General features: G+C 62.5%; 25 protein-coding genes. 21 read left to right on the top strand and 4 right to left on the bottom strand.

Going from position 1 to position 26,643, the window contains the following annotated elements; all coding sequences use genetic code 11:
• Positions 1-99: 99 nt before the first annotated feature.
• The 6 genes from B5495_RS02690 to B5495_RS02665 are packed head-to-tail and all read left to right on the top strand — an operon-like array spanning position 100 to position 5,063.
• A complete protein-coding gene (locus tag B5495_RS02690; RefSeq protein WP_331712888.1) occupies positions 100-906 on the top strand; it encodes a DUF3450 domain-containing protein in 807 nt (268 codons plus the stop codon).
• Positions 903-2,282, top strand: coding sequence for a MotA/TolQ/ExbB proton channel family protein (locus B5495_RS02685; RefSeq protein WP_079551096.1), 1,380 nt, complete (start codon positions 903-905; stop codon positions 2,280-2,282). Before B5495_RS02690 ends, B5495_RS02685 begins: the two co-directional genes overlap by 4 nt.
• Positions 2,260-2,814, top strand: coding sequence for a MotA/TolQ/ExbB proton channel family protein (locus B5495_RS02680; protein ID WP_079551094.1), 555 nt, complete (start codon positions 2,260-2,262; stop codon positions 2,812-2,814). Before B5495_RS02685 ends, B5495_RS02680 begins: the two co-directional genes overlap by 23 nt.
• Positions 2,807-3,214, top strand: coding sequence for an ExbD/TolR family protein (locus tag B5495_RS02675; RefSeq protein WP_079551093.1), 408 nt, complete (start codon positions 2,807-2,809; stop codon positions 3,212-3,214). Before B5495_RS02680 ends, B5495_RS02675 begins: the two co-directional genes overlap by 8 nt.
• Positions 3,211-3,975 (top strand): energy transducer TonB, encoded by a 765-nt coding sequence (locus B5495_RS02670; RefSeq protein ID WP_079551091.1) that lies wholly within the window; start codon positions 3,211-3,213, stop codon positions 3,973-3,975. Before B5495_RS02675 ends, B5495_RS02670 begins: the two co-directional genes overlap by 4 nt.
• A 38-nt stretch (positions 3,976-4,013) precedes the next feature.
• Positions 4,014-5,063 (top strand): coiled-coil domain-containing protein, encoded by a 1,050-nt coding sequence (locus B5495_RS02665; protein WP_231897215.1) that lies wholly within the window; start codon positions 4,014-4,016, stop codon positions 5,061-5,063.
• Positions 5,064-5,073: 10 nt separating this feature from the next.
• Here B5495_RS02665 and xthA read toward each other — a convergent pair whose 3' ends face one another.
• Together xthA and B5495_RS02655 are read right to left on the bottom strand one after the other, a co-directional pair.
• Positions 5,074-5,907, bottom strand: a complete 834-nt coding sequence (xthA, locus tag B5495_RS02660; RefSeq protein ID WP_079551087.1) for an exodeoxyribonuclease III — start codon at positions 5,905-5,907, stop codon at positions 5,074-5,076.
• Complete coding sequence (locus tag B5495_RS02655; RefSeq protein ID WP_079551085.1) at positions 5,907-6,158, bottom strand: hypothetical protein; 252 nt, start codon at positions 6,156-6,158, stop codon at positions 5,907-5,909. The genes xthA and B5495_RS02655 overlap by 1 nt, the downstream gene beginning before the upstream one ends.
• A 202-nt stretch (positions 6,159-6,360) precedes the next feature.
• Here B5495_RS02655 and rhlB point away from each other — a divergent pair, with 202 nt between their 5' ends.
• Positions 6,361-7,635: an ATP-dependent RNA helicase RhlB gene (gene rhlB / locus B5495_RS02650; RefSeq protein WP_079551083.1), complete on the top strand. Its 1,275-nt coding sequence runs from the start codon at positions 6,361-6,363 to the stop codon at positions 7,633-7,635.
• A 5-nt stretch (positions 7,636-7,640) separates the two neighbouring features.
• Positions 7,641-9,767: an ATP-dependent DNA helicase DinG gene (dinG, locus tag B5495_RS02645; RefSeq protein ID WP_079551081.1), complete on the top strand. Its 2,127-nt coding sequence runs from the start codon at positions 7,641-7,643 to the stop codon at positions 9,765-9,767.
• A 119-nt stretch (positions 9,768-9,886) separates the two neighbouring features.
• On the opposite strand, the gene B5495_RS02640 is transcribed toward dinG, so the two are convergent.
• The gene (locus B5495_RS02640; RefSeq protein ID WP_079551079.1) at positions 9,887-10,963 is read right to left on the bottom strand and encodes a 3-deoxy-7-phosphoheptulonate synthase; all 1,077 of its coding nucleotides are present in this window, start codon (positions 10,961-10,963) and stop codon (positions 9,887-9,889) included.
• A gap of 444 nt (positions 10,964-11,407) precedes the next feature.
• Between B5495_RS02640 and rpoE the strand changes: the two genes are divergently transcribed.
• The 11 genes from rpoE (at position 11,408) to acpS (ending at position 21,958) form a co-directional block, all read left to right on the top strand.
• Positions 11,408-12,007 carry an RNA polymerase sigma factor RpoE gene (rpoE, locus tag B5495_RS02635; protein WP_079551077.1) on the top strand — a complete coding sequence of 200 codons (600 nt, stop codon included), beginning with the start codon at positions 11,408-11,410 and terminating at the stop codon, positions 12,005-12,007.
• Between the two features lie 187 nt (positions 12,008-12,194).
• Complete coding sequence (locus tag B5495_RS02630; RefSeq protein ID WP_079551075.1) at positions 12,195-12,959, top strand: sigma-E factor negative regulatory protein; 765 nt, start codon at positions 12,195-12,197, stop codon at positions 12,957-12,959.
• 12 nt (positions 12,960-12,971) lie between these two features.
• A complete protein-coding gene (locus tag B5495_RS02625) occupies positions 12,972-13,940 on the top strand; it encodes a MucB/RseB C-terminal domain-containing protein (protein WP_079551073.1) in 969 nt (322 codons plus the stop codon).
• A 99-nt stretch (positions 13,941-14,039) separates the two neighbouring features.
• On the top strand, positions 14,040-15,476 hold the full coding sequence (locus tag B5495_RS02620; protein ID WP_079551071.1) for a DegQ family serine endoprotease: 1,437 nt from the start codon (positions 14,040-14,042) through the stop codon (positions 15,474-15,476).
• Between the two features lie 207 nt (positions 15,477-15,683).
• The gene (lepA, locus tag B5495_RS02615) at positions 15,684-17,501 is read left to right on the top strand and encodes a translation elongation factor 4 (protein ID WP_079551069.1); all 1,818 of its coding nucleotides are present in this window, start codon (positions 15,684-15,686) and stop codon (positions 17,499-17,501) included.
• A gap of 14 nt (positions 17,502-17,515) precedes the next feature.
• A complete protein-coding gene (gene lepB, locus B5495_RS02610) occupies positions 17,516-18,319 on the top strand; it encodes a signal peptidase I (protein ID WP_079551068.1) in 804 nt (267 codons plus the stop codon).
• Between the two features lie 106 nt (positions 18,320-18,425).
• Positions 18,426-19,118: a ribonuclease III gene (gene rnc, locus B5495_RS02605; RefSeq protein ID WP_079551066.1), complete on the top strand. Its 693-nt coding sequence runs from the start codon at positions 18,426-18,428 to the stop codon at positions 19,116-19,118.
• Positions 19,115-20,014, top strand: coding sequence for a GTPase Era (gene era, locus B5495_RS02600; RefSeq protein WP_079551064.1), 900 nt, complete (start codon positions 19,115-19,117; stop codon positions 20,012-20,014). The genes rnc and era overlap by 4 nt, the downstream gene beginning before the upstream one ends.
• Positions 20,015-20,035: 21 nt before the next feature.
• Positions 20,036-20,734: a DNA repair protein RecO gene (recO, locus tag B5495_RS02595; RefSeq protein ID WP_079554869.1), complete on the top strand. Its 699-nt coding sequence runs from the start codon at positions 20,036-20,038 to the stop codon at positions 20,732-20,734.
• 30 nt (positions 20,735-20,764) lie between these two features.
• On the top strand, positions 20,765-21,577 hold the full coding sequence (gene pdxJ, locus B5495_RS02590) for a pyridoxine 5'-phosphate synthase (protein WP_079551062.1): 813 nt from the start codon (positions 20,765-20,767) through the stop codon (positions 21,575-21,577).
• A gap of 3 nt (positions 21,578-21,580) precedes the next feature.
• Positions 21,581-21,958, top strand: a complete 378-nt coding sequence (acpS, locus tag B5495_RS02585; RefSeq protein WP_079551060.1) for a holo-ACP synthase — start codon at positions 21,581-21,583, stop codon at positions 21,956-21,958.
• Here acpS and B5495_RS02580 read toward each other — a convergent pair.
• Positions 21,955-24,120 carry an ATP-binding protein gene (locus B5495_RS02580; RefSeq protein ID WP_079551058.1) on the bottom strand — a complete coding sequence of 722 codons (2,166 nt, stop codon included), beginning with the start codon at positions 24,118-24,120 and terminating at the stop codon, positions 21,955-21,957. The two genes, acpS and B5495_RS02580, sit on opposite strands and share 4 nt — an antisense overlap.
• A 155-nt stretch (positions 24,121-24,275) precedes the next feature.
• Here B5495_RS02580 and cysM point away from each other — a divergent pair, with 155 nt between their 5' ends.
• Together cysM and B5495_RS02570 are read left to right on the top strand one after the other, a co-directional pair.
• On the top strand, positions 24,276-25,172 hold the full coding sequence (gene cysM / locus B5495_RS02575) for a cysteine synthase CysM (RefSeq protein ID WP_079551056.1): 897 nt from the start codon (positions 24,276-24,278) through the stop codon (positions 25,170-25,172).
• Entirely contained in the window at positions 25,173-26,642 is a 1,470-nt protein-coding gene (locus B5495_RS02570; protein WP_079551054.1) for a TRAM domain-containing protein, read from the top strand. It abuts the gene before it with no gap.
• Position 26,643 lies beyond the last annotated feature (1 nt).

The following is a 26,643-nucleotide window of genomic DNA, read 5'->3' as shown; positions in this document are numbered from 1 at the left end:
CCCTCGTTGCCAGGATGTTGTGCGCCGGCTTGGTGTGGAAGGCTTTTGTGAAAGGTGGATATGAAGGGTTCATGTGAAAATTTCGTGTGGAGAATTTCTGTGAATAAAAGGTTTCGTGCGGCGGCGTGTAGTCTGGCACTGGCCGGTAGCATGGTGCCCGCCAGCGCGTCATTCGCCGCGGCAGACCCCGATACGTCGCGCTTAGCGCTCGACGGCGTGGATGCCCAGCAAACCCAGGCAGCGCTGCAAGGCCAGATCGATCAGGCCGATGCCCAGACGCAAGGTGCGCTTGCTGAGCTGCGCCAGCTTGAGGGCGAAACGCGCACGCTGCGCTACCAGAATGAAAAACGTACGCGTCAGTTGGCCAATGAGGCCACGCGGCAGCGCAAGCTGGCGCTGGCGCTCGACACGCTTGCGCAAACCCGCAAAGCGTTGCCGCGTATCGAGCAGGATATGGTCCGCCAGCTGGAAGGCTTCATCAGGCAGGACATGCCGTTTCTTGAACAGGAGCGCCTGGCGCGGGTAAAGGCCAGCGATGACACGCTTGAGAGCACGGCGCACATCCGTCAGCTATTGAAAGCCTGGCGCATGGAGCTGGACTACGGTCGCGAGGTTGATAGCTGGCGCGGGCGTCTGATACAGGACGACGGCGAGGAGCGCGACGTCGACTTTTTACGCCTGGGGCGCATCGGCTGGTATTACCTGACGCCCGATGGCCGCGAGGGTGGGGTGTGGCAAACAGACAGCCGCGAGTGGCAGCCGCTGGATGAAGCCCAGCGCCGCGAAGTGCGCCACGGCCTGCAGGTGGCCAAAGATCAGCGCGCGCCGGGGCTTTTAACCGTGCCGCTGTCCATCAAGGTGGCCGACGCCGATAGCCAGCGCCCGGCGTCAGGAGGCGAGCAATGAGGCATTCAGGGTTGATCACGCGTGTGGCGTGCGTTGCCGTGCTGGCGTTGCTGTTTGCCGGCGTGGCCAGCGCTCAGCCCGAGCCGCAGGCTGATTCGCTGCGCCAGGCGCGGGAAGCCGCCGAAATGCGCGACCAGCAGCGCCTGCTCGAGTTGCTGGACGATCAGCAAGCGCTTGAAAGCGCGTTGGGAGAAGCGCGTGAAGAACACGCCCAGGCCGCACGAGAAAACGCTGCGCTGCGCATTGAGGCGTCGGCGCAGGCGCTCAATGCCGCTACGCTTGAAAGCCGTCAAAGCGAGCAGGATGCACCATTTGCCGAGCTGCTGTCGGCGCTGTCCCGGCACAGCACCGAGGTACGCAACGCGCTGGGCGATGATAGCTGGCTGACGCTTGGCGACACGCCGCTGCCGCCGCGTCTGGACGAGGCCAGCGTGCTTGAACAGCGCCATCTGAAAGGTGTGGTCGACAGCCTCGCCGCGCTGACCCGGGCGACGGGGCAGGCCAGCACGATGACGCTGCCCGTGGCCGATGCCGGCGGTAACATCAGCGAGCGCGAGGTGGTCAGGCTGGGCGATTTTGCCGCCTTTACCGACACGGCGCTGTTGGCCTCGGGAAACGATGCCGAGCATCTGGCGCTACAGCCCGAGACGCCGGCAGAAGTGGGCGAGTGGCTGGCGCCCTATGCCCGCGGCGAGAGCCGTACCCTGGCCGTCGATCCGTCCCGGGGCAGCGTGCTTGAAGCGCTGTTGCAGCGCCCCAGCCTGTGGCAGCGCTTTCATCAGGGTGGTTACGTCGGCTACGTCGTCGTGACGTTGGGTATCATCGGGCTGCTGGTCGCCATGTTGCAGTACGTTTATCTGCTGTGGGTCAGCGTCAAGGTAAGCCGCCAGCGGCGCTCGCCATATGCGCTGCAGCCGGATAACCCGCTGGGACGCGTGCTGTTGCGCTTTGAGCGGCTGGATAAACAGCAAACGCCCGAAGCGCTGGAAGCGCGGCTGGATGAAGCCGTACTCGCCGAACTGCCGCGTCTGGAGCGCGGCCAGCCACTGGTCAAGCTGCTGGCCGCTATCGCGCCGCTGCTGGGGCTTTTGGGCACCGTGACCGGCATGATCGTGACGTTTCAGGCGATTACCGTGTTTGGCACCGGTGACCCTCAGCTGATGGCCGGCGGTATCAGCCAGGCGCTGGTGACCACGGTGCTGGGGCTGGTCACGGCGGTGCCGCTGTTGTTTGCTCAGACGGCGCTGTCCAGTCGTAGCCGCGCCCTGACCCAAGGCATTGAAGGGCGAGCGAGCGCGGCATTGGCCAGCCACCTGGAGGCGTATCACTATCCGGCCACGACGGAGGCCGGGCATGATGCTCCCACTCTGGCTTGAGCCGGTCGAACGGCTGATGGATGCCGGCGGTATCGTGCTGGTGGTGCTGGCCTGCGTGGCGGTACTGGTGTTCACTCTGGCGCTGGAACGCTTCTGGTTTTACCGCCTGAGCTGGCGCCCCGAGCGCCAGCAGCTGGTGCGCCGCTGGGCCGCGCGCAGCGATCACCACAGCTGGAGTGCACGCACGCTACGCCACGTCTGGGCGCAAGCGTTGATGGCGCGGCTGCGCCGGCCGCTGCCATGGCTCAAGCTGTTGGTGGCGCTATGCCCGCTGCTGGGGCTTTTGGGTACGGTCACCGGCATGATCAGCGTGTTTGACAGCCTTTCGATCAACGATACCGGGCAGGCGCGCGCCATGGCCGACGGCGTTGCGCGGGCGACGCTGCCCACGCTTACCGGCATGGCCATTGCCGTGGTCGGGCTGCTGTTTATTAGCCGCCTTGAACACGTGATCCGCCGTGAAGATCAGCGGCTACACGATCGCCTGGCCCAGGCACTTGAGAACCAGACGCTGGAGGAACAGGATGCGTAGACGCCGCTCGCTGGAGGCCGACGCCGACAGCAATGAAGTCAACCTCACGCCGATGCTCGACGTGGTGTTCATCATGCTGATTTTCTTTATCGTCACGACCAGCTTCATCAAGGAAAGCGGGGTCGAGATCGAGCGTCCCGAATCGAGCGCAGCAAGCCCGCGCCCCGATACCCAGGTGCTGGTCGCGCTGACGCCGGAAGGCGCGGTGTGGGTCGACGGCAACCCCGTGGATACCCACCGCGTCGGGCAGAAGGTGGCCGGCATGGTCAGCGACGACGGAGGGGTGGTCATTCAGGCCGACCGCGACTCGACCACCGGCCTGTTGATCGAGGTGATGGACCGGCTCAAGCAGGCCGGCGTTGAGCAGGTCGCCGTCGCGGCCAGTCGGGAGACGTCATGATACGTCGCGCCGCGGCGCTGCTGGGCGGTGCAGGGATGGCGCTGGGCCTTTTCTGGCTACTGGCGCTGCTGGTGATGCCGCCGAGCGCCGAGACTGAAAAGCCGGTCAAGGAGGTGACGCTGTCGGTGGTTGAGGCGCCGCCGGTCAGGCAGAGTGCCCCGGCGCCGGTCGATACGCCGCCCGCACCGGTGGAAAGTGCGACACCGCCGCCGCCCGCCCCGGCACCGCCGTCCGCAGAAAGTAGCCCCATTACGCTGCCCGACGCCAAGCTCCCCGACGCGCCGGCGGAAACCGTGGCGCTTGAGAGCAAGCTGCCCGAGCTGACCGAAGCCAAGCCCGAACCCAAACCTAAACCACAGCCCAAACCCCGGCCGACGCCCGAGCCTGCCCCGGTTGCCAAGGCCAGCGCCACGCCGGCGAGTACGACCTCTTCCCGCAGCGAGGCCAGCGCTAAGCCTACGGCAGAGTCCGCCAGGCCGACGTCTAACGAGCCGGTGGACGTGGGGCAGGCCACCCCCACCAGCCGGGTGAATCCGATGTATCCGTCGCGCGCCCAGCGCCGCGGGATGCAAGGTTTCGTGGAAGTCAGCTTTATCATTCTCCGCGACGGCAGCGTGCAGGCGGGCTCGATCGACGTAACCCGCGCCAAACCGCGGCGGGTGTTTGAGAAAGCGGCGCGCAAGGCCATTGCGCAATGGCAGTTTGAGCCGAGCGATCAGCGTCGCCGCGCCACCCAGCGCATCCAGTTCAAGTTGAGGTAGCCATGCCGCGTTATGGGACAAGATTGTTATGCGCTCTGTTGCTGTGGGCGACAAGCGCTGCCGCGTTGGCCGCCCCGGCGCTTTCCGGCGGGATTATCCGTGACCTGAGCGCTACCGAGCAGGCGCTGGAACATGGCAAGCTCGACCACGTTGTTGAGCATACTGAAAGTCAGGCGGAGCGCCTCGCCGCCGGCAACGCGGCGGACCGCTACGCCAGCGCGCTGTATCGCCAGCTGGCGGCGAATGCGCTGGCACGGCAGAAGCGCTACGCCGACGGTGCCGATCAGCTGGCCAAGGCGCAAGAAGGCGTGGGAGAGGGCACCGCCCAGGCCAAACGCTGGCTGCGCGAAGAGGCTCGGCTGCATCACGCTGCGGGGCAGCGTGATCTCGCCATTACCCGGCTCAGTCGATGGCTTGACGTTAGCACTGCCGGCGCAGAAAGCCAGCGCGAACGCTGGCGTCTGGTCGGCTGGCTGGCGCGTGAGAAGCGCTGGGAAGACGCCGCAAGACAGCTGGACAAGGCACGGGAACACGGCGAGCTGACCACCGCCGGGCAGCGTGAACTGGCGCTGGCGGTGGACCTCAACGCCGGGCGTATGGAGCGCGCGTTAAGCGGACTGGTGACAGAATTGAACGCCGACAGCGGCGCGGCGGTGTGGCGCAAGGCCGCCGGCGTTGCCCAGCGTGCCGGCCAGCCGGGCATGGCTGCCGGTATTTGGGATACCGGCTGGCGGCTGGGCAAGTTTGAACGCCCGGCCGACTACTGGCAGCTGATAGACCTGCACCTGACCGGCGGCACGCCCGCCCGAGCGGCGGAGCTTTTAGCGCAGGGGCTTGCCCATGGTGACGTGGTGCGCAGCGAGCTGACGTTGCGGCTGCTTGCCGGTGCCTGGCAGCAGGCGCGTGAGCCGTCGCGTGCGCTGGCCGCCCAGCGGGCGCTTGCGCAACAGACTCAAAGTGCCCACGAATGGCGAACGCTGGGTCAGCTGGCCTACGCCTGGGGCGAAGACGCCCGGGCCAAAGCGGCCTTTGAGCGCGCCGTCGCGCTGGGTGACACCCAAGCCGAGACGTGGCTGGCCGGCTTTTAACGCCGGCCGTTTATTCTGACGGCTCAAGCGCCAGCTTGAACTGCGTCCAGACCGGGGCGTGATCCGATGGACGTTCCATGGCGCGCAGCGCATAGTCGATGTCGGCCTCAACGGTCAGCTTGGCCAGCGGCGGGGTGACCAGAATATAGTCGATGCGCAGGCCGCGCTTGGGCTCGCGGTCAAACGCCTTGGAGCGGTAGTCGAACCAGCTGAAGTGGTCGTCCCGCGTGGGGTGGCACAGGCGATAGCTATCGGTCAGCCCCCAGTCCTTGATGCCTTCAAGCCACTCGCGCTCTACCGGCTGAAAACTGGTTTTGCCTTCGCGCAGCCAGCGTTTACGGTTGGCCTCGCCGATGCCGATGTCCTGATCTTCCGGAGACACGTTGAAATCGCCCATCACCGCGACGTAGTCGTCAGGACGGTGCTGCTCGCTCAGCAGGCTTGAGAGCTGGGCATAAAAGCGCTCTTTGTGCGGAAACTTGGTCGGGTGGGTGATATTTTCCCCCTGGGGAAAGTAACCGTTCCACACCGTGACCGCTTCGCCGCCGGCGGTGCGCAGGCGCACGCCGATCATGCGCCGCTGGGCATCTTCGTCGTCATCGGGAAAGCCGTAAAACACGGCCTCTGGCGTTTGGCGGCACATCAGCGCCACGCCGTAGTGGCCTTTCTGGCCGTGATAAAAGACGCGATAGCCCAGCGCTTCGACGCTTTCCACGGGAAATTCGCTATCCTGAACCTTGGTTTCCTGCAGGCCGATTACGTCCGGCTGATGCGCGTCGATAAGCGCTTTCAGCTGATGTGGGCGCGCACGAATGCCGTTGACGTTAAACGAGACGAGACGCATCAGTGCTCATCTCCCGAGTCGGGGGCATCCTTGGGCGCAGACGGGTGAATCTCGATGGTCGGCGCATTTTGCTGACGCTCCAGGCGTTTTTGCGCCTGCTGCTTGCGCTGCTGCTGCTTTTTTGACACAAAGCGACGCGAGGGTCCCGCTTCATCGGGATTCTCGTGGCGCCATTTTTTGTAATCTTTACGCCGGCCGGTGCGAATCTTTACCTTGTCGGCGAGCGAGCGGGTCTTTTTATGACGCGTCATGTGGCGCTCCGAGTAATATGTTGCCCAGTACAGTTGCTCAATATATGCAGTTGCTCAGTACACCAGGGCAAGTGAATTGGCGCCTATTCTAACAGGCGGTGGGGCTCGACACATAGCAACCCGAGCCCTTAACGCCAAGCCCTGTTACAATACGCCTTTCGTGATGCCTCTCATCCACCGTAACGGATAGTATAGAAAGCCTATGAGCGAGTCGGAAAAAACCACACAAGCAGCGGTGTCGGGCAAGCCGAAACGCCGCCGCCGCAAGCCGCGTCGTCGCCAGTCCAGCTGGGATCTGCGCCAGTTCAAGGTGCCCGCCGTTGCCGGCCAGTGGCGGTTTCATGACTTTGATTTGCCGCTACCGCTGATGCGTGCGATCCACGCCCAGGGTTTTGAATACTGCACGCCGATTCAGGCCGAAGCGCTGCGCCATACGCTGCTGGGTGGCGATATGGTCGGCAAGGCGCAGACCGGCACGGGTAAAACCGCGGCCTTTCTGATCTCGGTGCTGGCCTACTTTCTGGAAGAACCCGCGCCCGACGGGCAGAAAAACGGCGCGCCCCGCGCGTTGATCGTTGCTCCCACCCGCGAACTGGCGCTGCAGATCGAAAAAGACGCCAAGGGGCTTGCCCGCTTTACCAAGCTCAACGTGGCAAGCGTTGTGGGCGGTATGGATTACCAGAAGCAGCGCGAACAGCTGGATAAAAACGTCGATATTCTGGTGGCAACGCCTGGGCGTCTGCTCGACTTTCAGCAGAAGGGCGAGCTGGATCTGAGCCAGACGGAAGTGCTGGTGCTGGATGAAGCCGACCGCATGTTGTCGATGGGCTTTATGCCCGATGTGAAGCGCATTATCCGCTACACGCCGAAAACGGAAGAGCGCCAGACGTTCCTGTTTTCCGCCACGTTTAGCGACGATGTCGCGCGTCTGGCGAGCCAGTGGACGCAAACGCCGGCCCACGTGGAAATCGAAGCCACTTTCGATAACCAGGCGGATATCGACCAGCACGTGTATCTGGTGTCCGACGCGGATAAGCAGCGCCTGCTGGTGAATCTGCTGGGTCAGGACAGCTTTGAGCGAGTCATCGTGTTCTGCAACCGCCGCGATCTGGTGCGCGAGCTGGACAGCGAGCTGAAAAAAGCCGGCATCAGCGCGGCAATGCTCTCGGGCGATGTCCCCCAGGAGCAGCGGATCACCACGCTTGAGCGCTTTCGCGAAGGCGAGCTGCAGGTGCTGGTGGCTACCGATGTGGCCGGGCGCGGCATTCATATCGACGACGTCAGCCACGTCATCAACTACACCCTGCCTGAAGATCCGGAAGACTACGTCCACCGCATCGGGCGCACCGGTCGTGCCGGCGCCAAGGGCGTTTCCATCAGCTTTGCGGGCGAAGAAGACGCTTTCTCGCTGCCCGAAATCGAGCGCTATATTGATGACAAACTGCCCTGCGAGCACCCGCCGGAAGGTATGCTCTAACCGCCATGCTTGATGATGTGCTCAAGGGCGAGATTCAAACCGCTTATCGGCGCGTGGTGGACGAGCTATCGCTGACGCCGCGCTACGGCCAGCGGCTGATGATTGCCGAAATTGCCCGCACGCTGGGCGCCATTCGCGTGGACGATGCCGGCAAGCGGCAGAATGATACCCACGTCTGCGTGCTTGAGGCGGGTACCGGCACCGGCAAGACGCTGGCCTACCTGATTGCCGCGCTGCCCATCGCCAAGGCCCAGGGCAAGCGGCTGGTGGTGTCTACCGCGACCGTGGCGCTGCAGGAACAGGTGCTGAATCAGGATCTGCCGTCACTGGCTGCCCACAGCGGGCTGGCGTTTCGCTACGCGTTGGCCAAAGGGCGCGGGCGCTACGTCTGCGTGGCGCGCCTTGACGACGCGATGGGCGATAGCGAGCCCAATCCGACGCAGTCGCTGTTCGAGCAGGATCTGATCGCCAAAAGCGGTGAGTTCACTAGCCTTGCCACCGACATGGCCACCGCCTACGGCAGCGGCGACTGGGAGGGCGACCGTGACAGCTGGCCGGAGGCCATCGACGACGCCACCTGGCGCGGGCTCACCGTCAATCACCGCCAATGTACCGGCCGGCGCTGCGGGCACTTTTCCGCCTGCGCGTTTTTCCGTTCTCGTCGCGAGCTGGAAAACGCCGATGTGATCGTGGCCAACCACGATCTGGTGCTGGCCGATCTGGCGCTGGGCGGCGGGGCGATTTTGCCCGACCCCGAAGAGTGCATCTTTATCTTTGACGAAGGGCACCACCTGCCGGACAAAGCGCTTTCGCACTTCGCCCACCGCTTTGCCGTTCACGGCTGTTTGCGCTGGCTGAAAACGCTGAAGTCCAGCCTGACCGAGCTCAATCAGGCCTTGGGTGTCCAGCCGGTTATCGCGCGGCTGCTGGCCAAATTGCCGCAAACGCTGCAGGCGGTGGAGCCCGCGCTTCAGGACGTGTTTACCGTGGGCCATCAGCTGGCCGGACGGGAGAACGGGCTGGGCGATGAAGAAACCACCTATCAGCAGCGCTTTGAAAAGGGCGATGTGCCCCAGGCGCTGCGCGAGCAGGCGGGGCAGCTGCTGGTCATGTTTGCCGAGCTGTCGCGCAGCCTTGAGAGCATCAGCGACATCCTGCGCGAAAGCCTGGACCCGGATAAGCAAACGGGGCTCGGTCGTGAGCAGGCCGAGGCCTGGCTTCCGCTTCTGGCGCTGTTGCACGGCCGGGCGCTGGAAGCCCATGCGCTGTGGCAGGCGTTTGGCGCTGAAGACCCGCCGGGCGAGCCGCCCCAGGCACGCTGGGTGACGCTCAGCCGCGCGGGCGGAGACGCTGAAATCGAGTTTTCGGCAAGCCCTGTCTCGGCGGCGCATACGCTGGCCAAAAACCTCTGGGGGCGTTGCCACGGGGCGGTGGTCACCTCGGCTACGCTGACCGCGCTGGGGCGTTTCGAGCGCATTCAGGAACGCGCCGGGCTTGCGGGCCGCTACCGCTATCAGGCATTGCCCAGCCCCTTTGACTATTCCAAGGCCGTGCTCAGCGTGCCATCGGAGGCCGCCGACCCCAGCGACAGGGAAGGGCACGAGCGCGCTATTGTCGCGTTTATCAGCGGGCTTGACCCGCGCGAGGCGGCGCTGGTGTTGTTTTCGTCCCGGGCGCAGCTGCGCGCCGTGCGCAAGGCGTTGCCGGATGCCGTGGATAAACGGCTGCTGGCGCAGGACGCCTTGCCTAAACGCGAGCTGTTGGAACGCCACCGCGCCGCGGTGGATGGCGGTAAAGGCAGTATTATTTTCGGTTTGGCAAGCTTCGCCGAAGGCATCGATTTGCCCGGCGATTACCTCACCCACGTGGTGATTACCCGGCTGCCGTTTGCCGTGCCCGATGATCCGGTAGGCGCTACGCTTGCCGAATGGATCGAAAGCCAGGGGGGTAATCCGTTCATGCGCATCAGCGTGCCCGATGCGTCGGTAAAACTGGTGCAGGCCTGCGGGCGGCTGATCCGCAAGGAAAGCGACCGCGGCCGCATTACGCTGCTTGACCGCCGGGTACTCACGCGCCGTTACGGCAAAGCGCTGCTTAACGCGCTGCCGCCTTTCTCGCGCGAAATTGCCTGAGGTTAAGTCGCTAAAGGTAAAAAATAAAAACGCCCCGGAGCCAGAAAAGGCGCCGGGGCGTTGGTTGATGCTTGCAAGTGACCTTGCAAACAGGTCTTGCGAGCGGGTCTTGCGAAAGATTAAGCAGCGATGCGCTTGGCCAGCGCTGCGGCCAGCTGCTCGTTCATGAGGTTGAAGGCCTTGACGGTGGTGTCCCAGTCGATGCAGGCATCGGTGATGGATACGCCGTAGGTGAGCTGGCTAAGATCGTCGGGCACTTTCTGGTTGCCCCAGCCGATATTCGACTCGACCATCAGGCCGATGATAGAGGTATTGCCGTCGAGGATCTGATTGGTAACGTTCTCCAGCACCAGCGGCTGCAGCCCGGCGTCCTTGTTGGAGTTGGCGTGTGAGCAGTCGATCATGATATTGGATGACAGGTCGGCCTTGGCCAGTTCCTGCTCGGCCAACGCGACGCTGACGCTGTCGTAATTGGGCTTGCCGTTGCCGCCACGCAGCACCACGTGGCCGTAGGTATTGCCCCGGGTGCGAATGATGGCAACCTGGCCTTCGTGGTTGATGCCGAGGAAGTTATGCGGGCTGGCGACGGATTCCAGCGCGTTGATGGCCACGCCCAAACTGCCGTCAGTGCCGTTTTTGAAGCCGACGGGGCCGGAGAGGCCAGAGGCCATTTCGCGGTGAGTTTGCGACTCGGTGGTACGCGCGCCCACGGCCGACCAGCTGATGCAGTCCTGGATGTACTGCGGCGAAATCGGATCGAGTGCTTCAGTGGCCAGCGGCAGGCCCATTTCGGAAAGCTCGACCAGCAGATGGCGCGCCTTGTGCAGGCCTTCTTCAATTTCGAACGAGCCGTTCAGGTGCGGATCGTTGATCAGGCCTTTCCAGCCCACGGTGGTGCGGGGCTTTTCAAAGTAGACGCGCATCACGATGTAGAGGCTTTCGCTGACCTGGTCGGCCAGCTCGCGCAGGCGCCCGGCGTAATCGATGGCCGCGTCGACGTCGTGAATCGAGCAGGGGCCGACCACGACCAGCAGCCGCGGGTCGTGACCATCGAGAATGTTCTGGATCGTCTGGCGGCCTTCAACGACCGTGCGTTCGGCTTTTTCCGTCAGGGGAATGTCCCGCTTGAGGTCATCCGGAGTGATAAGCACGTCCTGAGCGAGGACGTTAAGGTTGTTAACCTGTTGTTCGGGCATCTTGCTACCTGCTGTGCATGCGCGGTGATCGAAACGTGTCACTACTGTTGTCTGTGGCACTACTATCGCTTGCCTGAACGGTAAAAATCAATTGTTTCAGACGATTGACGAGGCGGTAAGGTGCCGGATCTGCTACGCCATGCGGGCGTTAAGTGCTTGATGCGGCGGATGGAACGCGCAACACTTGGGCGCTTTCGTGCAGCGCTTGCGCGTTATGGCAAACAAGGTGGGGAAAAGCGGTGCAAGAACGCGTCGAGCCATGCCAATTGCTAAAATGAACGTTAAAATGAACACTGCCCAAGGGACACTATGCTTTTTGCCGTGAATGCCTCTCGTAAACGGGGGAGTGAAAGGGGGCTTGAGAAAGCTTTTGAAAGCGCCTTGGAGAAAGTTTTGGAGAAAATCGGGCGCAACGCCGGTCGTGAGAGCTTGAGGAGCGTGTGAATGGGCACTCGGGAAACTGATCAGCAGCTTGTTGAACGTGCCCAAAAAGGCGAGACCTACGCGTTTGACCTGCTGGTGAAAAAATACCAGCACAAGATAATCGGCCTGATCGGTCGCTACGTACACGATCACGCTGAGGTGCAGGATGTGGCGCAGGAAGCCTTTATCAAGGCCTATCGGGCGCTGGGCAGCTTTCGCGCTGAAAGCGCGTTTTATACCTGGATGTATCGTATCGCCATCAATACGGCCAAGAACCATCTGGTCTCACGGGGGCGCAGGCCGCCGGGCAGCGATGTGGATATTGCGGATGCAGAAATCGTCGACCAGAGCGGACGCCTGGCCGATAGCGAGTCGCCCGAAGCGGCCATTGCCCGTGATCAGCTCGAAGCGGCAGTCTTTCAGGCGATCGAGAAATTGCCGGACGATTTGCGCACGGCGATTACGCTACGTGAATTTGACGGCCTGGCCTATGAAGATATTGCCCAGATCATGCAGTGCCCGGTCGGTACGGTGCGGTCGCGTATTTTTCGCGCACGAGAGGCGGTGGATGAACATATTCGCCCGTTGGTTACCACGTCACGGAACAGTCGCGACGATTAACGGTCTATGACGTTGCGAGGCGCTGTGCGGCATCAACAAAACGTTACCGTTTTTGCCCGGTTGTTGAACTGTTGTCGCTTGGCAGCGTCATACCCCCAAGCAAACGCGATAGCGCGGTTCGGGTGGTAAAGGTCAGCAAGCCCTGAACGAACGCCGGCTTTCTCAAATCAGTGTGAGGGTGTGAAGCATGAGTCAAAACACACGGGAATCACTTTCTGCGTTAATGGACGGTGAGAGTGAAACGCTTGAACTGCGCCGAGTATTGAAAGCACTCCCCGACGATTCCGACGCGGCAGATACATGGCGTCGCTATCATCTGGCACGCAGCCTGATGCAGCGTGAGCGCGGCGTGGATACCGCTACCGATCTTTCCGCCGGCATCATGGCACGCCTGAGCGACGAGCCGGTGCCGGTCGCCGTGAACAACACAGGTGCCGCGACAGCGGCGCGTCCGGCCAGAACGCCGCGGGTGTCGCTGATGCGCGGTGCCGGCGTGGCCGCTGCCGTATCGCTGATGGTGATTACCGGCGTGCAGTACTTTGGCGGAACCGCCGGTGATGGCACAGGCGGTACACAAAACGTGGCCGGTGAACTGGCCGATGCCGACAATGGTGGAGTTAACGTTGATGCCTCACTGGCTCAACCCGCCAGCCTTGCCGCTTCCAGCGCCTCGGTGTCGGGTGGCAGCAATATGCCGATGTTCGAGCCAACGCCATTTCGTCTGAACGGTGAGACGCAGCGCTCAGGCCTGATGACCGTCAGCGACAGTGGCTTTGCTTCGCCCATGGGACAAGCCGATGTATCCCGGCAGGCAGCACCGATGGGGAGCGATCAGGTACGCCTGCTGCAGTCTTATCTGCAACAGCATGCCCACGGCGCCGCCTACAGCAATAGCGACAGCTGGCTGCCACTGACGCGCTCGTCGGCGATATCCGACGCGCTGGGGCGCTAACCGGCCATGCGAATGGTAGGCACACGCGCGACCCGCCTGACGCTTGCGCTGGCATTCACGGCACTTGCCGCGCCAGGCGTAATGGCGCAACAGTCGGAGGCGGCTGACGCCGAGACAACGCTCAGCTGCAGCATGCTTGAGAACGAGGCGCCCCAAGCGCCCGTTGCTTGGCTGACCTACAGCCTCTGGGCCAGCCACTGCTATAGTTTTCAGGCGCGGGCCGTGGCGATTGATACCTTCAATGTGCGTACCCTGGCGCTGTCACATCGTATTAAAGATGGCGTTCGCCAGCAGGTGGTTCAACACCTGGATGGGCCGTCCGTCAACGTTGAGCGCCGCGCGCCGGTCGGTCATTGGGGCTGGCTTGATGCCAGCGCTTCCGCTGACCCTGCTCCCATGCCCGAACGCTGGGCCGAGCATGTGGCGTCGGTCTATGATATTACGCTTGAGGCCGACAAACGCGTCGCCGATCGTGACGCCGTGCAGCTTACCTTCATGCCAAAACAGGGTGATCGCTACCGCCATCAGTGGTGGCTTGACCAGAAAACCGGCCTGTTGCTCAAGCACGTGCTGCGCGACGCCGACGACGCTATTCTGGAAACGTTTCAGGTCACCAGGCTGCAAACACCCGAACGCTACCCGGATGACGTGGTAGTCGCGCGCCCGGACAGCGTTGACGAGCCCGACTGGCAGGTGGGCTGGCTGCCCGAGGGTATGGAGCCTCAGCCGGGTGCCGCCCGGCAAGCATCACGTGGCCGCACCCAGCGGTTTTACAGTGATGGACTGGCCACTGTCAGCCTGTTTGTGGAATCACCGGTGGTATCCACCGCGCTTTCTACCGGCGTACACAAGCTGGGTGTCTCGGCCATTGCCGTTGAGCGCCACACTGCGCCTGCTTCCTGGCAGGTAATTGCCATTGGCGAAGTGCCGCCTGAGCTGTTGGGTCGAATCGCCCGTTCCGTCACTTATACGGAAAAATAGCGTTTCTCCGAGGCCCTGCGGAACATCGCTACCCGCTGCGGGTCAACTCAAAGCCGGCGGATTAGCCGCCAAGTCTAATGTTACCCAAGGAGTTCGTGCATGAAACGCTTGATTCTCCCTTCCACGCTGTGGCTGTGCGTGATGTTCCTTTATGTTGCCGGCAGTGCCGCTCAGGCACGCGAGCTGCCGGACTTTACCCAGCTGGTCAAAGAGGCCGCGCCGGGCGTAGTGAACATTTCCACCAGTCGCACGGTCGAGCGGCGTGGCGTCGCGTCGCTGCACGGCTTTGACGGTCAGGACATCCCCGAGATATTTCGCCACTTTTTTGGTGACCAGTTTGGTGACCGGCTCCCCGGCGCCCCCGACGGTGAGCGTGGCCAGTCTCAGGAGCGCCAGTCGCTGGGGTCAGGGTTCGTGATAGCAGAAGACGGTTATATCCTGACCAACGCGCACGTGGTTGAAGATGCCGACGAAGTGTTGGTGCGCTTCAACGATCGCCGTGAACTGGCGGCCGAGATTATCGGCAGCGATCCACAGACGGACATCGCGCTGATCAAGGTCGAGGCCGATGATCTACCGACACTTGAGCTTGGCGACTCCGATAACGTGGAAGTGGGGTCGTGGGTTGCCGCTATCGGCTCACCCTTCGGTTTTGACCATTCGGTGACCGCGGGGATTATCAGTGCGACCAATCGCACCCTGCCGCGCGATGCCTACGTGCCTTTTATCCAGACCGATGTCGCGATCAACCCGGGTAACTCGGGCGGGCCGCTGTTCAACCTGGACGGCGAGGTCATCGGAATCAACTCGCAAATCTTTACCCGCAGCGGCGGCTTTATGGGGCTTTCGTTCGCCATCCCCATCAACGTGGCGATGGACGTGGCCGACCAGCTGCGCGACGAAGGCCAGGTGGATCGCGGCTGGCTGGGCGTGATGATTCAGCCGGTATCGCGCGATCTGGCCGAATCCTTCGGCATGCAAAAGCCCGGCGGCGCGCTGATTGCTGATCTGGACCCGGAAGGCCCGGCGGCGAAGGGCGGCCTGCAGGCCGGGGACGTCATTCTTGAGGTAGACGGCCAGGAAGTTGAGCGTTCAAGCACGCTGCCGCGCCTTATTGGCCGTGTAGCGCCGGAAGATGAAGTAACGCTTGCGCTGATGCGGGACGGCCGCAAAATGACCCAAAGCGTGACGCTGGGCAGCTGGCCTGACAGCGAGCAGGGGCGGCAAAAGAGCCAGCGTCAAAGCGAAACCGCCAGCCAGACGCGTCTGGGCGTGACGGTCCGTGACGTGGACGACACGTTGCGTGAGCGTCTGAATATTGACGGAGGCGTGCAGGTTCGCGAGGTCAAGCCACGGAGCGTGGCAGCGAGCGCGGGCATTCAACCCGGCGATATTCTGGTCAGCGTGGATCACCAAAGCGTGACCTCGGCCAGCGAGTTTGCCGGCATCGTTGAAGAGCTGCCGACGGACCGCGCCATTCCGCTGCGGCTCTACCGTGACGGGCGCTCACTGTTTGTGGCGCTGCGGATAGAATAGTCCCGCGCTGTAAGCGTTCAAGGCCCGGCCGCTGTGCCGGGCTTTTTTTATTGCGCGGTTTGCCCGGCTCGTCGTGGCGTGCCATGGCACGGCGCACCCGGGAACGGTACAATGTCGGCCATTACGCTCGCACATACGTACACGCGTCGCTTTGGGCTGTGTTTATAGCCGTCGCCGACGTGTACTTGAATCGGATTGTGGCACCTGATGACAGATAAAAACCATAGTAAAACCAAGCATATACGAAATTTCTCCATCATCGCGCACATCGACCACGGCAAATCAACGCTGTCGGACCGCCTGATCCAGACCTGTGAAGGGCTGACCGACCGTGAGCTGAAAGAGCAGGTGCTCGATTCGATGGATATCGAGCGCGAGCGTGGTATTACCATCAAGGCGCAGTCAGTGACGCTGGACTACACGGCCGCTGACGGCGAGACCTACCAGCTCAACTTTATCGATACGCCCGGCCACGTTGATTTCTCCTACGAAGTCTCGCGTTCGCTCTACGCCTGCGAAGGCGCGCTGCTGGTCGTCGATGCCGCTCAGGGCGTCGAGGCGCAGTCCGTGGCCAACTGTTATACGGCCGTTGAGCAGGGGCTTGAAGTGCTGCCGGTGCTCAACAAGATTGACCTGCCCCAGGCCGACCCGGACAGCGTGGCGCAGGAAATCGAAGAAATTATCGGCATTGATGCCACCGATGCCTGTCAGGTGTCGGCCAAGAGTGGGATCGGCATTGACGCGCTGTTGGAGCGCCTCGTGCGTGATATCCCACCGCCCCAGGGTGACCCCGAGGCGCCTCTGCAAGCGCTGATTATCGACTCCTGGTTTGATAACTACCTGGGCGTTGTGTCGCTGGTGCGGCTGTTCGATGGCACCCTGCGCAAAGGCGAAAAGGTGCGCATCAAGTCGACAAAAGGCGACTGGGTGACGACCGAGGTGGGCATTTTTACGCCACAGCGCAAGCAAACCGGGATACTGCGCGCCGGCGAAGTCGGCTTTCTGGTCGCGGGCATCAAGGATATTCACGGCGCGCCGGTGGGGGATACCATTACCCATAGCAAAACGCCCGATGTCGAGCGTTTGCCGGGCTTTCAGAAAGTGCAGCCGCAGGTATATGCCGGCATGTTCCCGGTCAGCGCCGATGACTACGAAGATTTCCGCGACGCGCTGGAAAAGCTGGCGCTGAACGACGCCTCGCTTGCCTATGAGCCCGAAAATTCGGACGCGCTGGGCTTCGGTTTTCGCGTGGGGTTTCTCGGCACGCTGCACATGGAAATCGTCCAGGAGCGACTGGAGCGCGAGTACAACCTTGATCTCTTGACCTCCGCGCCCACGGTAGTCTACGAGCTGGCCATGAATAATGGCGAGGTCAACTACGTATCCAACCCGTCGAAGCTGCCGGATATGGCCAACGTTGACGAAATGCGCGAGCCCGTTGTGCGCGCCAGCATGCTGGTGCCGCAGGAGTTTGTTGGCAATGTGATTGCCGAGTGCGAAAAACGTCGCGGCACCCAGCTGGACATGCAGTTTCTGGGCAACCAGGTTCAGCTGACCTACGAGCTGCCCATGTCCGAAGTGGTCATGGATTTCTTTGACCGGCTGAAGTCGATCTCCAAAGGGTATGCATCGCTGGAATACAATTTCGAGCGCTTTGAGACCGCCAAACTGGTACGCCTTGATGTCATGATCAACGGCGACAAGGTGGATGCGCTGGCGGTGATTATCCACCGCGATCATGCGCATTCGCGTGGGCGGCTGCTGGTCGAAAAAATGAAAGAGCTGATTCCCCGGCAGATGTTTGACGTGGCGATCCAGGCCGCTATCGGCAGCCAGGTCGTAGCACGTTCGACGGTCAAGGCGCTGCGCAAGAACGTAACGGCAAAATGTTACGGCGGTGATATGTCACGTAAAAAGAAACTGTTGGAAAAGCAAAAAGCAGGTAAAAAACGCATGAAGCAGGTAGGGCGTGTGGAAATTCCGCAGGACGCCTTTCTGGCCGTGCTTAAGGTCAACGACGACTAGGACAATTGCTCCCCATGAATTTTTCGTTACTTCTGGTTCTTGCCGTGGCGCTGTCCGGCCTGATTTACCTGCTGGATGCGGTGGTGTTACGCCCGAAGCGTCGCGCCCGCGCGGCGAGCGCCGAGGCGGCAAGCGACGGTGGGCTGGGCACGGCAGAGCGGGAAAAGCTCTACAAGGAGCCGTGGCCGGTTGACTACGCGCGCTCGTTTTTTCCGGTGCTGCTGGTGGTTCTGGTGGTGCGCAGCTTTATCGTCGAGCCGTTCCAGATACCGTCGGGCTCCATGCGGCCAACGCTCAAGGTGGGCGATTTCATCCTCGTCAACAAATACGCCTACGGTCTGCGTTTGCCCGTCGTCAACACCAAGTTTCTGGACGTGGCCGAGCCTGAGCGCGGCGATGTGATGGTCTTTCGCTTTCCCAAAGAGCCGTCCGTCAACTTCATCAAGCGCGTGGTAGGGCTGCCCGGCGATCAGATTCGCTATGAAGGTAAACAGCTCTACGTCAACGGCGAACCGGTGGCCAAGTCGCTGGTGGAAAAAGGTCCCGATGCCTCGCCGCGGCAGCTGCTGCTGGGTGAAACGCTGGGGGACGCGCAGCATGCCATTTACAACAATCCGCTCGATCCCGGCCCGCAAATGCGTGAGGTCGAGGTGCCCGAGGGGCAGTACTTTATGATGGGCGATAACCGCGACCACTCCAACGACAGCCGTTACTGGGGGTTTGTGCCGGAAGAAAATATTGTCGGCCGTGCCTTTGCCGTGTGGATGCACTGGGACGGCGGTTTGCCCAGTTTCACCAGTGTCAGGCATATTGAATAAATGCCCTCGCTTTTATGCGTGTCACGTTTTTATTAATGTCTCATGGTTTATTAATGTCGTGTTTTTTACCAATTGAAAAAATACCCGTCTCTGACGTGGGAGCCCCGTGAGTAATTCCCTGAACGCTTTTAGCCGACGTATCGGCTATGACTTTAACGATGCCGCGCTGCTGGAGCTGTCGATGACGCACCGCAGCTACGGGGGGCGCAACAATGAGCGCCTGGAATTTCTGGGCGACTCGATCGTCAACTTCGTTATTGCCCAGGCGCTGTTCGAGCTGTTTCCCCAGGCGCGTGAAGGTCAACTTTCGCGTTTGCGTGCGCGGCTGGTGAAAGGCCAGACGCTGGCCGAGTTGGCGCGCGAAATGGACTTTGGCGAATGCCTGCGGCTGGGGTCGGGGGAAATGAAAAGCGGCGGCCATCGGCGCGAATCAATTCTTGCCGATGCCGTCGAGGCCGTGATCGGCGCGATTTATCTTGATGCCGGAATGCCGGCGGTCAGCGAGCGTATTCACGCCTGGTTCAGCGAACGGCTGGCGAATATTTCGCTGCAGGATACGCAAAAGGATCCGAAAACGCGGCTGCAGGAATTTTTGCAGTCGCGTCAGGCGGCACTGCCGCTTTACGACGTCGTCTCGGTCAAGGGAGAAGCCCACGCCCAGACGTTTACCGTCGAGTGCCATATCGAGCTACTCGACCAGCATACGACCGGCAAAGGGTCGAGCCGGCGCCACGCTGAACAGCAGGCCGCCGAAGAAGCCCTTAGCTACCTGGAAAAACGCCCCGGAGAGAACGCATGAGCCAAACCTGTGGATTCGTGGCCATCGTTGGGCGCCCCAACGTCGGCAAATCAACGCTGATGAACCGCATTCTGGGGCAGAAGGTATCGATCACCTCGCGTCGTCCGCAGACCACGCGCCATCAGGTCATGGGCATCAAGACCCAGGACGAGGCGCAGTTTGTTTACGTGGATACGCCCGGCATGCACATCATGTCGAAAGACCGTAACAAAGCCATCAACCGCTTCATGAACCAGGCGGCCGGCCAGGCGCTGCGCGACGTCGACTGCGTGGTCTTCATCATCGACCGCACCCGCTGGAGCGAGGAAGATCAGGCCGTACTCAAGCGCCTTGAGCACGTTACGGCGCCGGTTATTCTGGCCGTCAACAAGGTCGACCGGCTGCAGGACAAGACCGAGCTGCTGCCCTGGCTTGAGTCGGTTGGCGCGCGCCGTGACTTCACCGCCATCGTACCGATATCGGCGAAGCACGGTACCCAGGTGGATACGCTGGAAGCCGAAGTGGCCAAGCACCTGCCCGAGAGCGTGCATTACTTCCCTGAAGACCAGATCACCGATAAAAGCCTGCGCTTCATGGCCGCCGAGCTGGTGCGTGAAAAAATCATGCGCCAACTGGGCGACGAGCTGCCTTACCAGATGACCGTCGAAATCGAAGAGTTTCGCGAAGCCGGCCGAGTCACCCATATCAGCGCGCTGATTCTGGTCGAACGTCAGGGGCAGAAGGTGATTTTGATTGGCGATCGTGGTGAACGCATCAAAAGCATTGGCCGCGAGGCGCGTCTGGATATCGAACGCGTGCTCGATGGCAAGGTGATGCTCAACCTGTGGGTCAAGGTCAAGCGTGGCTGGTCGGATGACAGCCGCGCGCTCAAAAGTCTTGGCTACAACCTCGATTAAGGCGTTCTTGTGAAGGCCGCCATGCCGCCTGAACCCGCGTTTTTGCTGCATCGCCGGCCGTACCGCGAAACCAGCGCGCTGGTGGACCTGCTGACGTTGAACCATGGTCGCATACGCGCCGTGGCGCGGGGTGTGCAGCGCCCCGGCGCCAAGTCCCGCCAGCGGCTGCAGCCGTTTGCGCCGCTGTTTGTGACCTGGCAGGGCGAGCGCGAACTCAAGCGGCTGGTACTGATGGAAACCCGTGGCCACGTGGCATTACTGGCCGGCGAAGGGCTGCTGTGCGGGCTTTATGCCAACGAAGTGGCCACTCGGCTGTTGCCGCTGGAAATGCCCGCCGCCGACGTGTTCGCGTTTTATACCGCGTTGCTTGAAGCGCTGGCGTTGCCGGCCGAACGCGCGCTGGCGCTGCGGCGCTTTGAATGGTCGCTATTGGAGGCGCGTGGCGCGACGCCGCGTTTTGCCACCCCGGACGGCGCCCGGCTTGATGGCCAGACGCGCTACCGCTTTGATGCCCCAAGCGGCGCGTTTACCCCGTCCAGCGGCGGCATCGAAGGGCGCACGCTGGGCTATGTCGAGCAGGGTGCGTGGCAGCACCCGGGGCTTGCCGGCGCGTTAAAAGTGGTGATGCGCCAGGCGCTGGCGCCGCTTTTGGGCAGCGCCGAGCTGCGTTCTCGCCAGTTGATGCAGGATCTGGTCCACCGTCGTCGCGCGGCGCGCTGACGGCTTGCTTTTGTCATGTTTGGAGGCTCTATGCACCCCCCGCGTATCTTGTTAGGCGTCAATATCGACCACATTGCCACGCTGCGTCAGGCGCGCGGCACGCGCTATCCCGATCCGGTGCAGGCCGCCTTGCTGGCGGAAGAGGCGGGGGCCGATGGCATTACCGTGCACCTGCGCGAAGATCAGCGCCATATCCAGCCCCGCGACGTGCGTCTGTTGGCCGAAGTGCTCAACACGCGGATGAACCTGGAAATGGCGATCACCGACGACATGCTCGCGCTGGCCGAAGAGATCCGCCCGGCGCACGTGTGTCTGGTGCCGGAAAAACGCGCAGAACTGACCACCGAAGGCGGGCTCGACGTCGCCGGCGGGGTTGACGCCTGTGCCAGCGCCTGCCGGCGGCTGGCCGCTGCCGGTTGCGACGTGTCGCTGTTTATTGACCCCGACGCGGCGCAGATCGACGCCGCCGCGCGCGCCGGTGCGCCCACTATTGAGCTACACACCGGCGGATTTGCCGCCGCCGCGCCGGGCAGTGCGGCCGCCAACGCCGAATACCAGCGCCTTACCGCCGCCGCCATTCACGCCGCCGAGCGGGGGCTTGTGGTCAATGCCGGTCACGGCCTGCATTACCATAATGCTGAAGCCGTGGCGGCACTTCCCGGCATCAACGAGCTGAATATCGGCCATGCGATTATCGCTCGTGCCGTCTTTGTCGGGCTGAAAGAGGCCGTTGGCGAGATGAAGCGTCTGATCATTGCCGGTCAGGAAGCCGGGTTGATGGCCGCGCTGGATGCTCATGACCACGAACACGAACACGATCACGATCACGCCCACGAGCACTGATCCATGATTATCGGCATCGGCTCGGATATTGCCCGTGTCGCCCGCTTTGAGGCCGCGCTTGAGCGTCACGGCGAGCGCTTTGCCAAACGGCTGCTGGGCGAGGATGAGCAGCCGCTTTTTACCCGGCATGCGCACCCCGCCGCGTTTCTGGCCAAGCGCTTTGCCGGCAAGGAGGCGTTCGTCAAAGCGCTGGGGCTGGGGTTCCGCCGCGGCATGGAGTGGGGAGAGATTCAGGTGCTCAACGATGCACTGGGCAAGCCGGTGCTGCGCTTGAGCGGCGAGGCCGCCGAACAGGCGCGGCTAGCCGGCGTGAATGCCAGCCACGTGACGCTGAGCGATGAGGCCGAGTACGCCGTGGCCTTTGTTGTTTTAGAACGTTAGACGCTCACTAGCTGAGGCTTTGCCGCGTGCAGGCGTGCCATGGCCTGATACAACCCTTCCAACAGCGAGTCTGCGTGGTCCATTCCTCGAGTGCGCAGCTGCGTTTCCAGCGATTCCACCCTCAGCGCCAACTCTGGCGCGCCGCAGTAGCGGCTGGCGCCGTGCAAGCAGTGAACGGCGTCCAGCAGTGCTTTTTCATCCCCTTGCCGGCGTGCCTGATACATCTCACGCTCGCTTTGGCCGAGACTTTCAATCAGGGCGATAAGCTGCCGTCGCGCCCGGACGGCATTTCCACCGGCCAGTTTCCTACCCAGCGCCAGATCCGTTACGGCGAGTGGCTTAACGGCGGCTGATGTATCTTCCAGTGCAGACGGCTGTTCATGGGCGGCGGGTCGGGTGCCTGGAAAACGCTGTAACAGCGCCTGTAGCTGCTCCACGTCAACCGGCTTGATCAGCACATCATCAAACCCCTCGGTCAGCCACTGTCGGCGTTCATGGCTCAGCGCGTGGGCCGTCACCGCAATGATCGGGCAGCGCGCCCAGCGGCTGCTGAGCCGGCGCAGCGCCTGGGTTGTTTGTATGCCGCTCATGTCCGGCATGCGAATATCCATCAGCACCATATCAAAGGGACGCTGAGCATACCGTGCCATGTGCAGCGCTGTATGTCCGCTCGGGGCGGTACTTACCTGAAGGCGCGTCTGAAAACGTTCGCTTTCCAGCAGGACTTTCAACAGCTGTCGGTTGGACGCGTTGTCATCGACGATCAGCAGTTGCCGAACGGGCGCCGCGACGGGTGCTGGAAAACCAGGAGGCTGCGCTTGATGCATCGGGGTTGATACCAGCAGGCGCTTGAGCGCGGCGGCCAGCGCATCACGGCCACAGGGTTTGCCCAGCAGCTCGCCGCCATGGGGAAAGGTGAACGTCGCGGCGTCCAGCCCGGTGGCGTTGGCCAGTACGAGAGTGGGGCAGCCGGCCGCGTGGATGTACGCTTGCCAGCCGGCGCGGCGCTCAGCGTTCAGGTCGGCCTGGGTCAGGGCGATAAGGCATAGCTGACGGTCGGCCGGCGGAGCGGTTTTTAGCGCAGGGGCGTTGGCCGCGTTTATCCGGCCGCCCCAGCGCTCTATCAGATGTGCCAGCGCAAAGTGCGTAGGGGCATGGGGTTCATGCAGGGTAATGAATGATCCTTCGGGCAGGCTAATCTCAACCGGGCGTTCGGCGGCGTCAGGTGCGAGTAGCGGCAAGGTGACGGCAAAGGTCGAGCCGCCGTCTGGCAGGCTGTCTACGCTGATCTTGCCGCCCATTTGCTGAACCAGCTGGCGGCAGATGGTCAGACCCAGCCCGCTGCCGCCGAACTCTCGCGCATGGCTGGGTTCGGCCTGGGTGAAGGCCTGAAACAGGCGGGCCTGCTGCGCGTGGCTCAAGCCAATGCCTGTATCGCTTACGCTGAGGCGAAGCACGCGGCGCTGCTGGCGTTCGTCGTCGGCCTGTTCGTCGAGCATCACGCGTACGATAACGCCGCCGGTGTGGGTGAACTTGAGCGCGTTACCGATCAGGTTGTTAAGCACTTGCTGAATCCGCAGCGGATCACCGCGAACGGGGGTGGGCACATCGTCGTACACCATGGCGAGCAAGTGCAGCTGCTTGCGCTGGGCGTCGGGGGCATGCAGTCCGATGGCTTCATCCACCAGCGTCACCATGTCCAGCGCGGTGTCTTCCAGCGTTAACCGGTTGGCCTCCAGCCGGGAAAAATCCAGCACGTCGTTGACCAGCAACAGCAGGTTGTCGCAGGCATGATGAACGTGTTGCAGCCATTCCTGCTGGCGCGTATCCAGACGCGAGCGGCCCAGCAGCCGGCAAAAGCCGATGATGCCGTTAAGCGGCGTGCGAATTTCATGGCTCATGCTGGCCAGAAACTCCGACTTGACGGCGTTGGCACGCAGCGCGCCGTGGCGTGCCAACGCCAGTTCGCGGGTGACGCGGCGATTGATGGCAAGCGCGAGCGGTGCCAGTACGCTACCCAGCAGCACACCGCCAAGACCCGACATGACAATCCACTGGCCACGCGGCTGGACGTTGCCGTACACCACGAGAAGCACTGCCAACACGGCGTAGACGATCAGCGGTATGCCGGCCAAGGCCATCAGTAGACGATTAAGCGACATGAGGCATGCCCGTCCCTCCCTGGGGATCCGTATTCCATCACCTTGTATTGCATAACATTATAGTGATTCACGTGGTATTCAAATGGCGTGGCGCCTGTCCAGCTCAGGCTTGCCCCGATATAATGCCGCATAACGGCGATTAGAAGGAATGCATCATGGACTACCCCACTCTGGAAGACATTGTTGGCAACACCCCGCTGGTGCGCCTGAAGCGCATTAACGCCGGGCGTAACAACACGCTGCTGGCCAAGCTTGAAGGGCAAAACCCCGCCGGCTCGGTTAAAGACCGTCCGGCCATGGCCATGCTGGGCGAAGCGCAGGCGCGGGGTGAGATCACCCCGGGCGATACCCTGATTGAGGCGACGTCGGGCAATACCGGTATTGCGCTGGCCATGGCGGCCGCGATCATGGGCTACCGCATGGTGCTGGTGATGCCGGAAAGCGCTTCACAAGAGCGTAAGCATGCCATGGCCGCCTACGGCGCGACGCTGATATCGGCGAGCAAAGAGGGCGGCATGGAAGAGGCCCGAGACATTGCCGAGGCCATGATCGCACGGGGCGAGGGCAAGCCCCTTGACCAGTTTGCCAACCCGGATAACCCGCTGGCGCATTATCGAACTACCGGGCCGGAAGTCTGGGAGCAAACCGGCGGCGAGGTGACGCACTTTGTCAGCGCCATGGGCACCACCGGCACCATCATGGGCGTGTCGCGCTATCTGAAAGAGCAGAACCCGGCAATTCAGATGGTGGGCCTGCAGCCCGAAGACGGTGCCAGCATCGCCGGTATTCGCCGCTGGCCCGAAGAGTATCTGCCGTCGATTTTTGACGCGACGCGGGTGGATGTCACGCTGGATATCGGCCAGACCGAAGCCGAAGAGCATATGCGCCGGCTGGCGCGCGAAGAAGGCATTCTGGCCGGCGTCTCGTCGGGCGGCAGCCTGGCCGGTGCGCTGCGCGTGGCCGAGCAGGTCGAAAATTCCGTGATTGTGTTTATCGTCTGTGACCGCGGCGATCGCTACCTGTCTACCGGCTTGTTTGCCCCGGAGGTTTAAATGGCCATGCTAGGAAAAAAGCGCCCGTCGCGGCGCGCCTCGGGCGTCTCGGGGCTGGCGCGTGAGCCGCAGCCCAAAACGCCGGCACCGGCCGCTGCGGCCATGGATGCAAGCATTGATGAAAGCACGGATGAAGGTGGTGTGCTCATCGAACGTCTGGCCCACGACGGGCGCGGCGTAGGGCACTTGCCCTCGGGCAAGACGGTGTTTGTCGATCGCGCATTGCCGGGCGAGCATGTGAGCGTTGCCACGCACCTCACCCGCAAACGTTATGACGAAGCGCATATCAAACAGCGCTTTGACGACTCGCCGCAGCGCGTTGTGCCGCCCTGCGCATATTTTGGCCGCTGCGGCGGCTGCGATCTGCAGCATCTGGCAATAGCCTCGCAGCGCGAGCACAAGCGCGACGTGGTGCGCGAGCTTTTCACCCGTCAGGGGCTGGAGCTCCCCGATATCGCCATGCTGTACGCCGACACCGAGCATTACCGCCGCCGGGCGCGTCTAGGCGTCAACGTCGACGGTCAGGGACGCATCCGCGTGGGCTTTCGCGCGGCGGGTAGCCACCGGCTGGTAGATATCGAGCACTGTCATATTCTGGTGCCCGCACTGCAGGCGCTGTTGACGCCGCTGCGTGAGGTTATCCAGTCGCTTGAGGCGCCGCGCCACGTGGGCCACGTCGAGCTGATTGCCACGCCTGATACCTGCGCGGTGATAGTGCGACAGCTAAAGCCCCACGCCGACGATGCCGAGCGCTGGCAGGCCTTTGCCGCCACGCTTGGCTCATTGCCTACAGCGTCCTCGAGTGTGGCGCTTGGGTTGCTCAAGGGCCGCCCGACGCCGCAGCTTGAATGGCTAACAGCGCCGCCGGTGCTTGAAGAAACGCTGGCGCTGCCCGGGCGCGCGGCGCTGACGCTGGGCTTTGCCCCCGGCGATTTTTTGCAGGCTAACGCCGCAGTCAACGCGCAGATGGTGGCCAAGGTGCTTGACTGGCTGATGCCGGCAAACGATCAAACGCTGCTGGATTTGTTCGCCGGTATTGGCAATTTCAGCCTGCCGGCTGCCGCCGCAGGGGCCGAGGTGGTTGCGGCGGAGGGCAATCCGGCAATGGTCGAGCGCTTAACGGCCAATGCCCGGCGTAACGGCCTTGAGGTTCGCGCCGTCCAGGCCGACCTTAATGCCGGCGCCGGTGTGGCAACGCTGCTGGCTGACACCGCCCCCGACGCGGTGATTCTCGACCCGCCGCGCGCCGGCGCCGAAGCGGTCTGCCAGGCGCTTGTCCACGCGCCCCGGCGTGCGGCGCGGATTGCTTACGTGTCCTGTGATCCGGCTACGCTAGCCCGCGATGTTGCGCATTTGGTGGCCGGGGGGTATCGCATTATGCACGTAGTCGTGGCTGACATGTTTGTGCACACTGCCCACATGGAAACGCTAGTGCTGCTGCAGGATACGAGCACACCCGAGGCGTCGTGAC

Source organism: Vreelandella subglaciescola (assembly GCF_900142895.1).
Lineage (GTDB): Bacteria > Pseudomonadota > Gammaproteobacteria > Pseudomonadales > Halomonadaceae > Vreelandella > Vreelandella subglaciescola.
The sequence above is the reverse complement of the archived record's forward strand: the minus strand, read 5'-3'. Positions and strand labels throughout refer to the sequence as shown.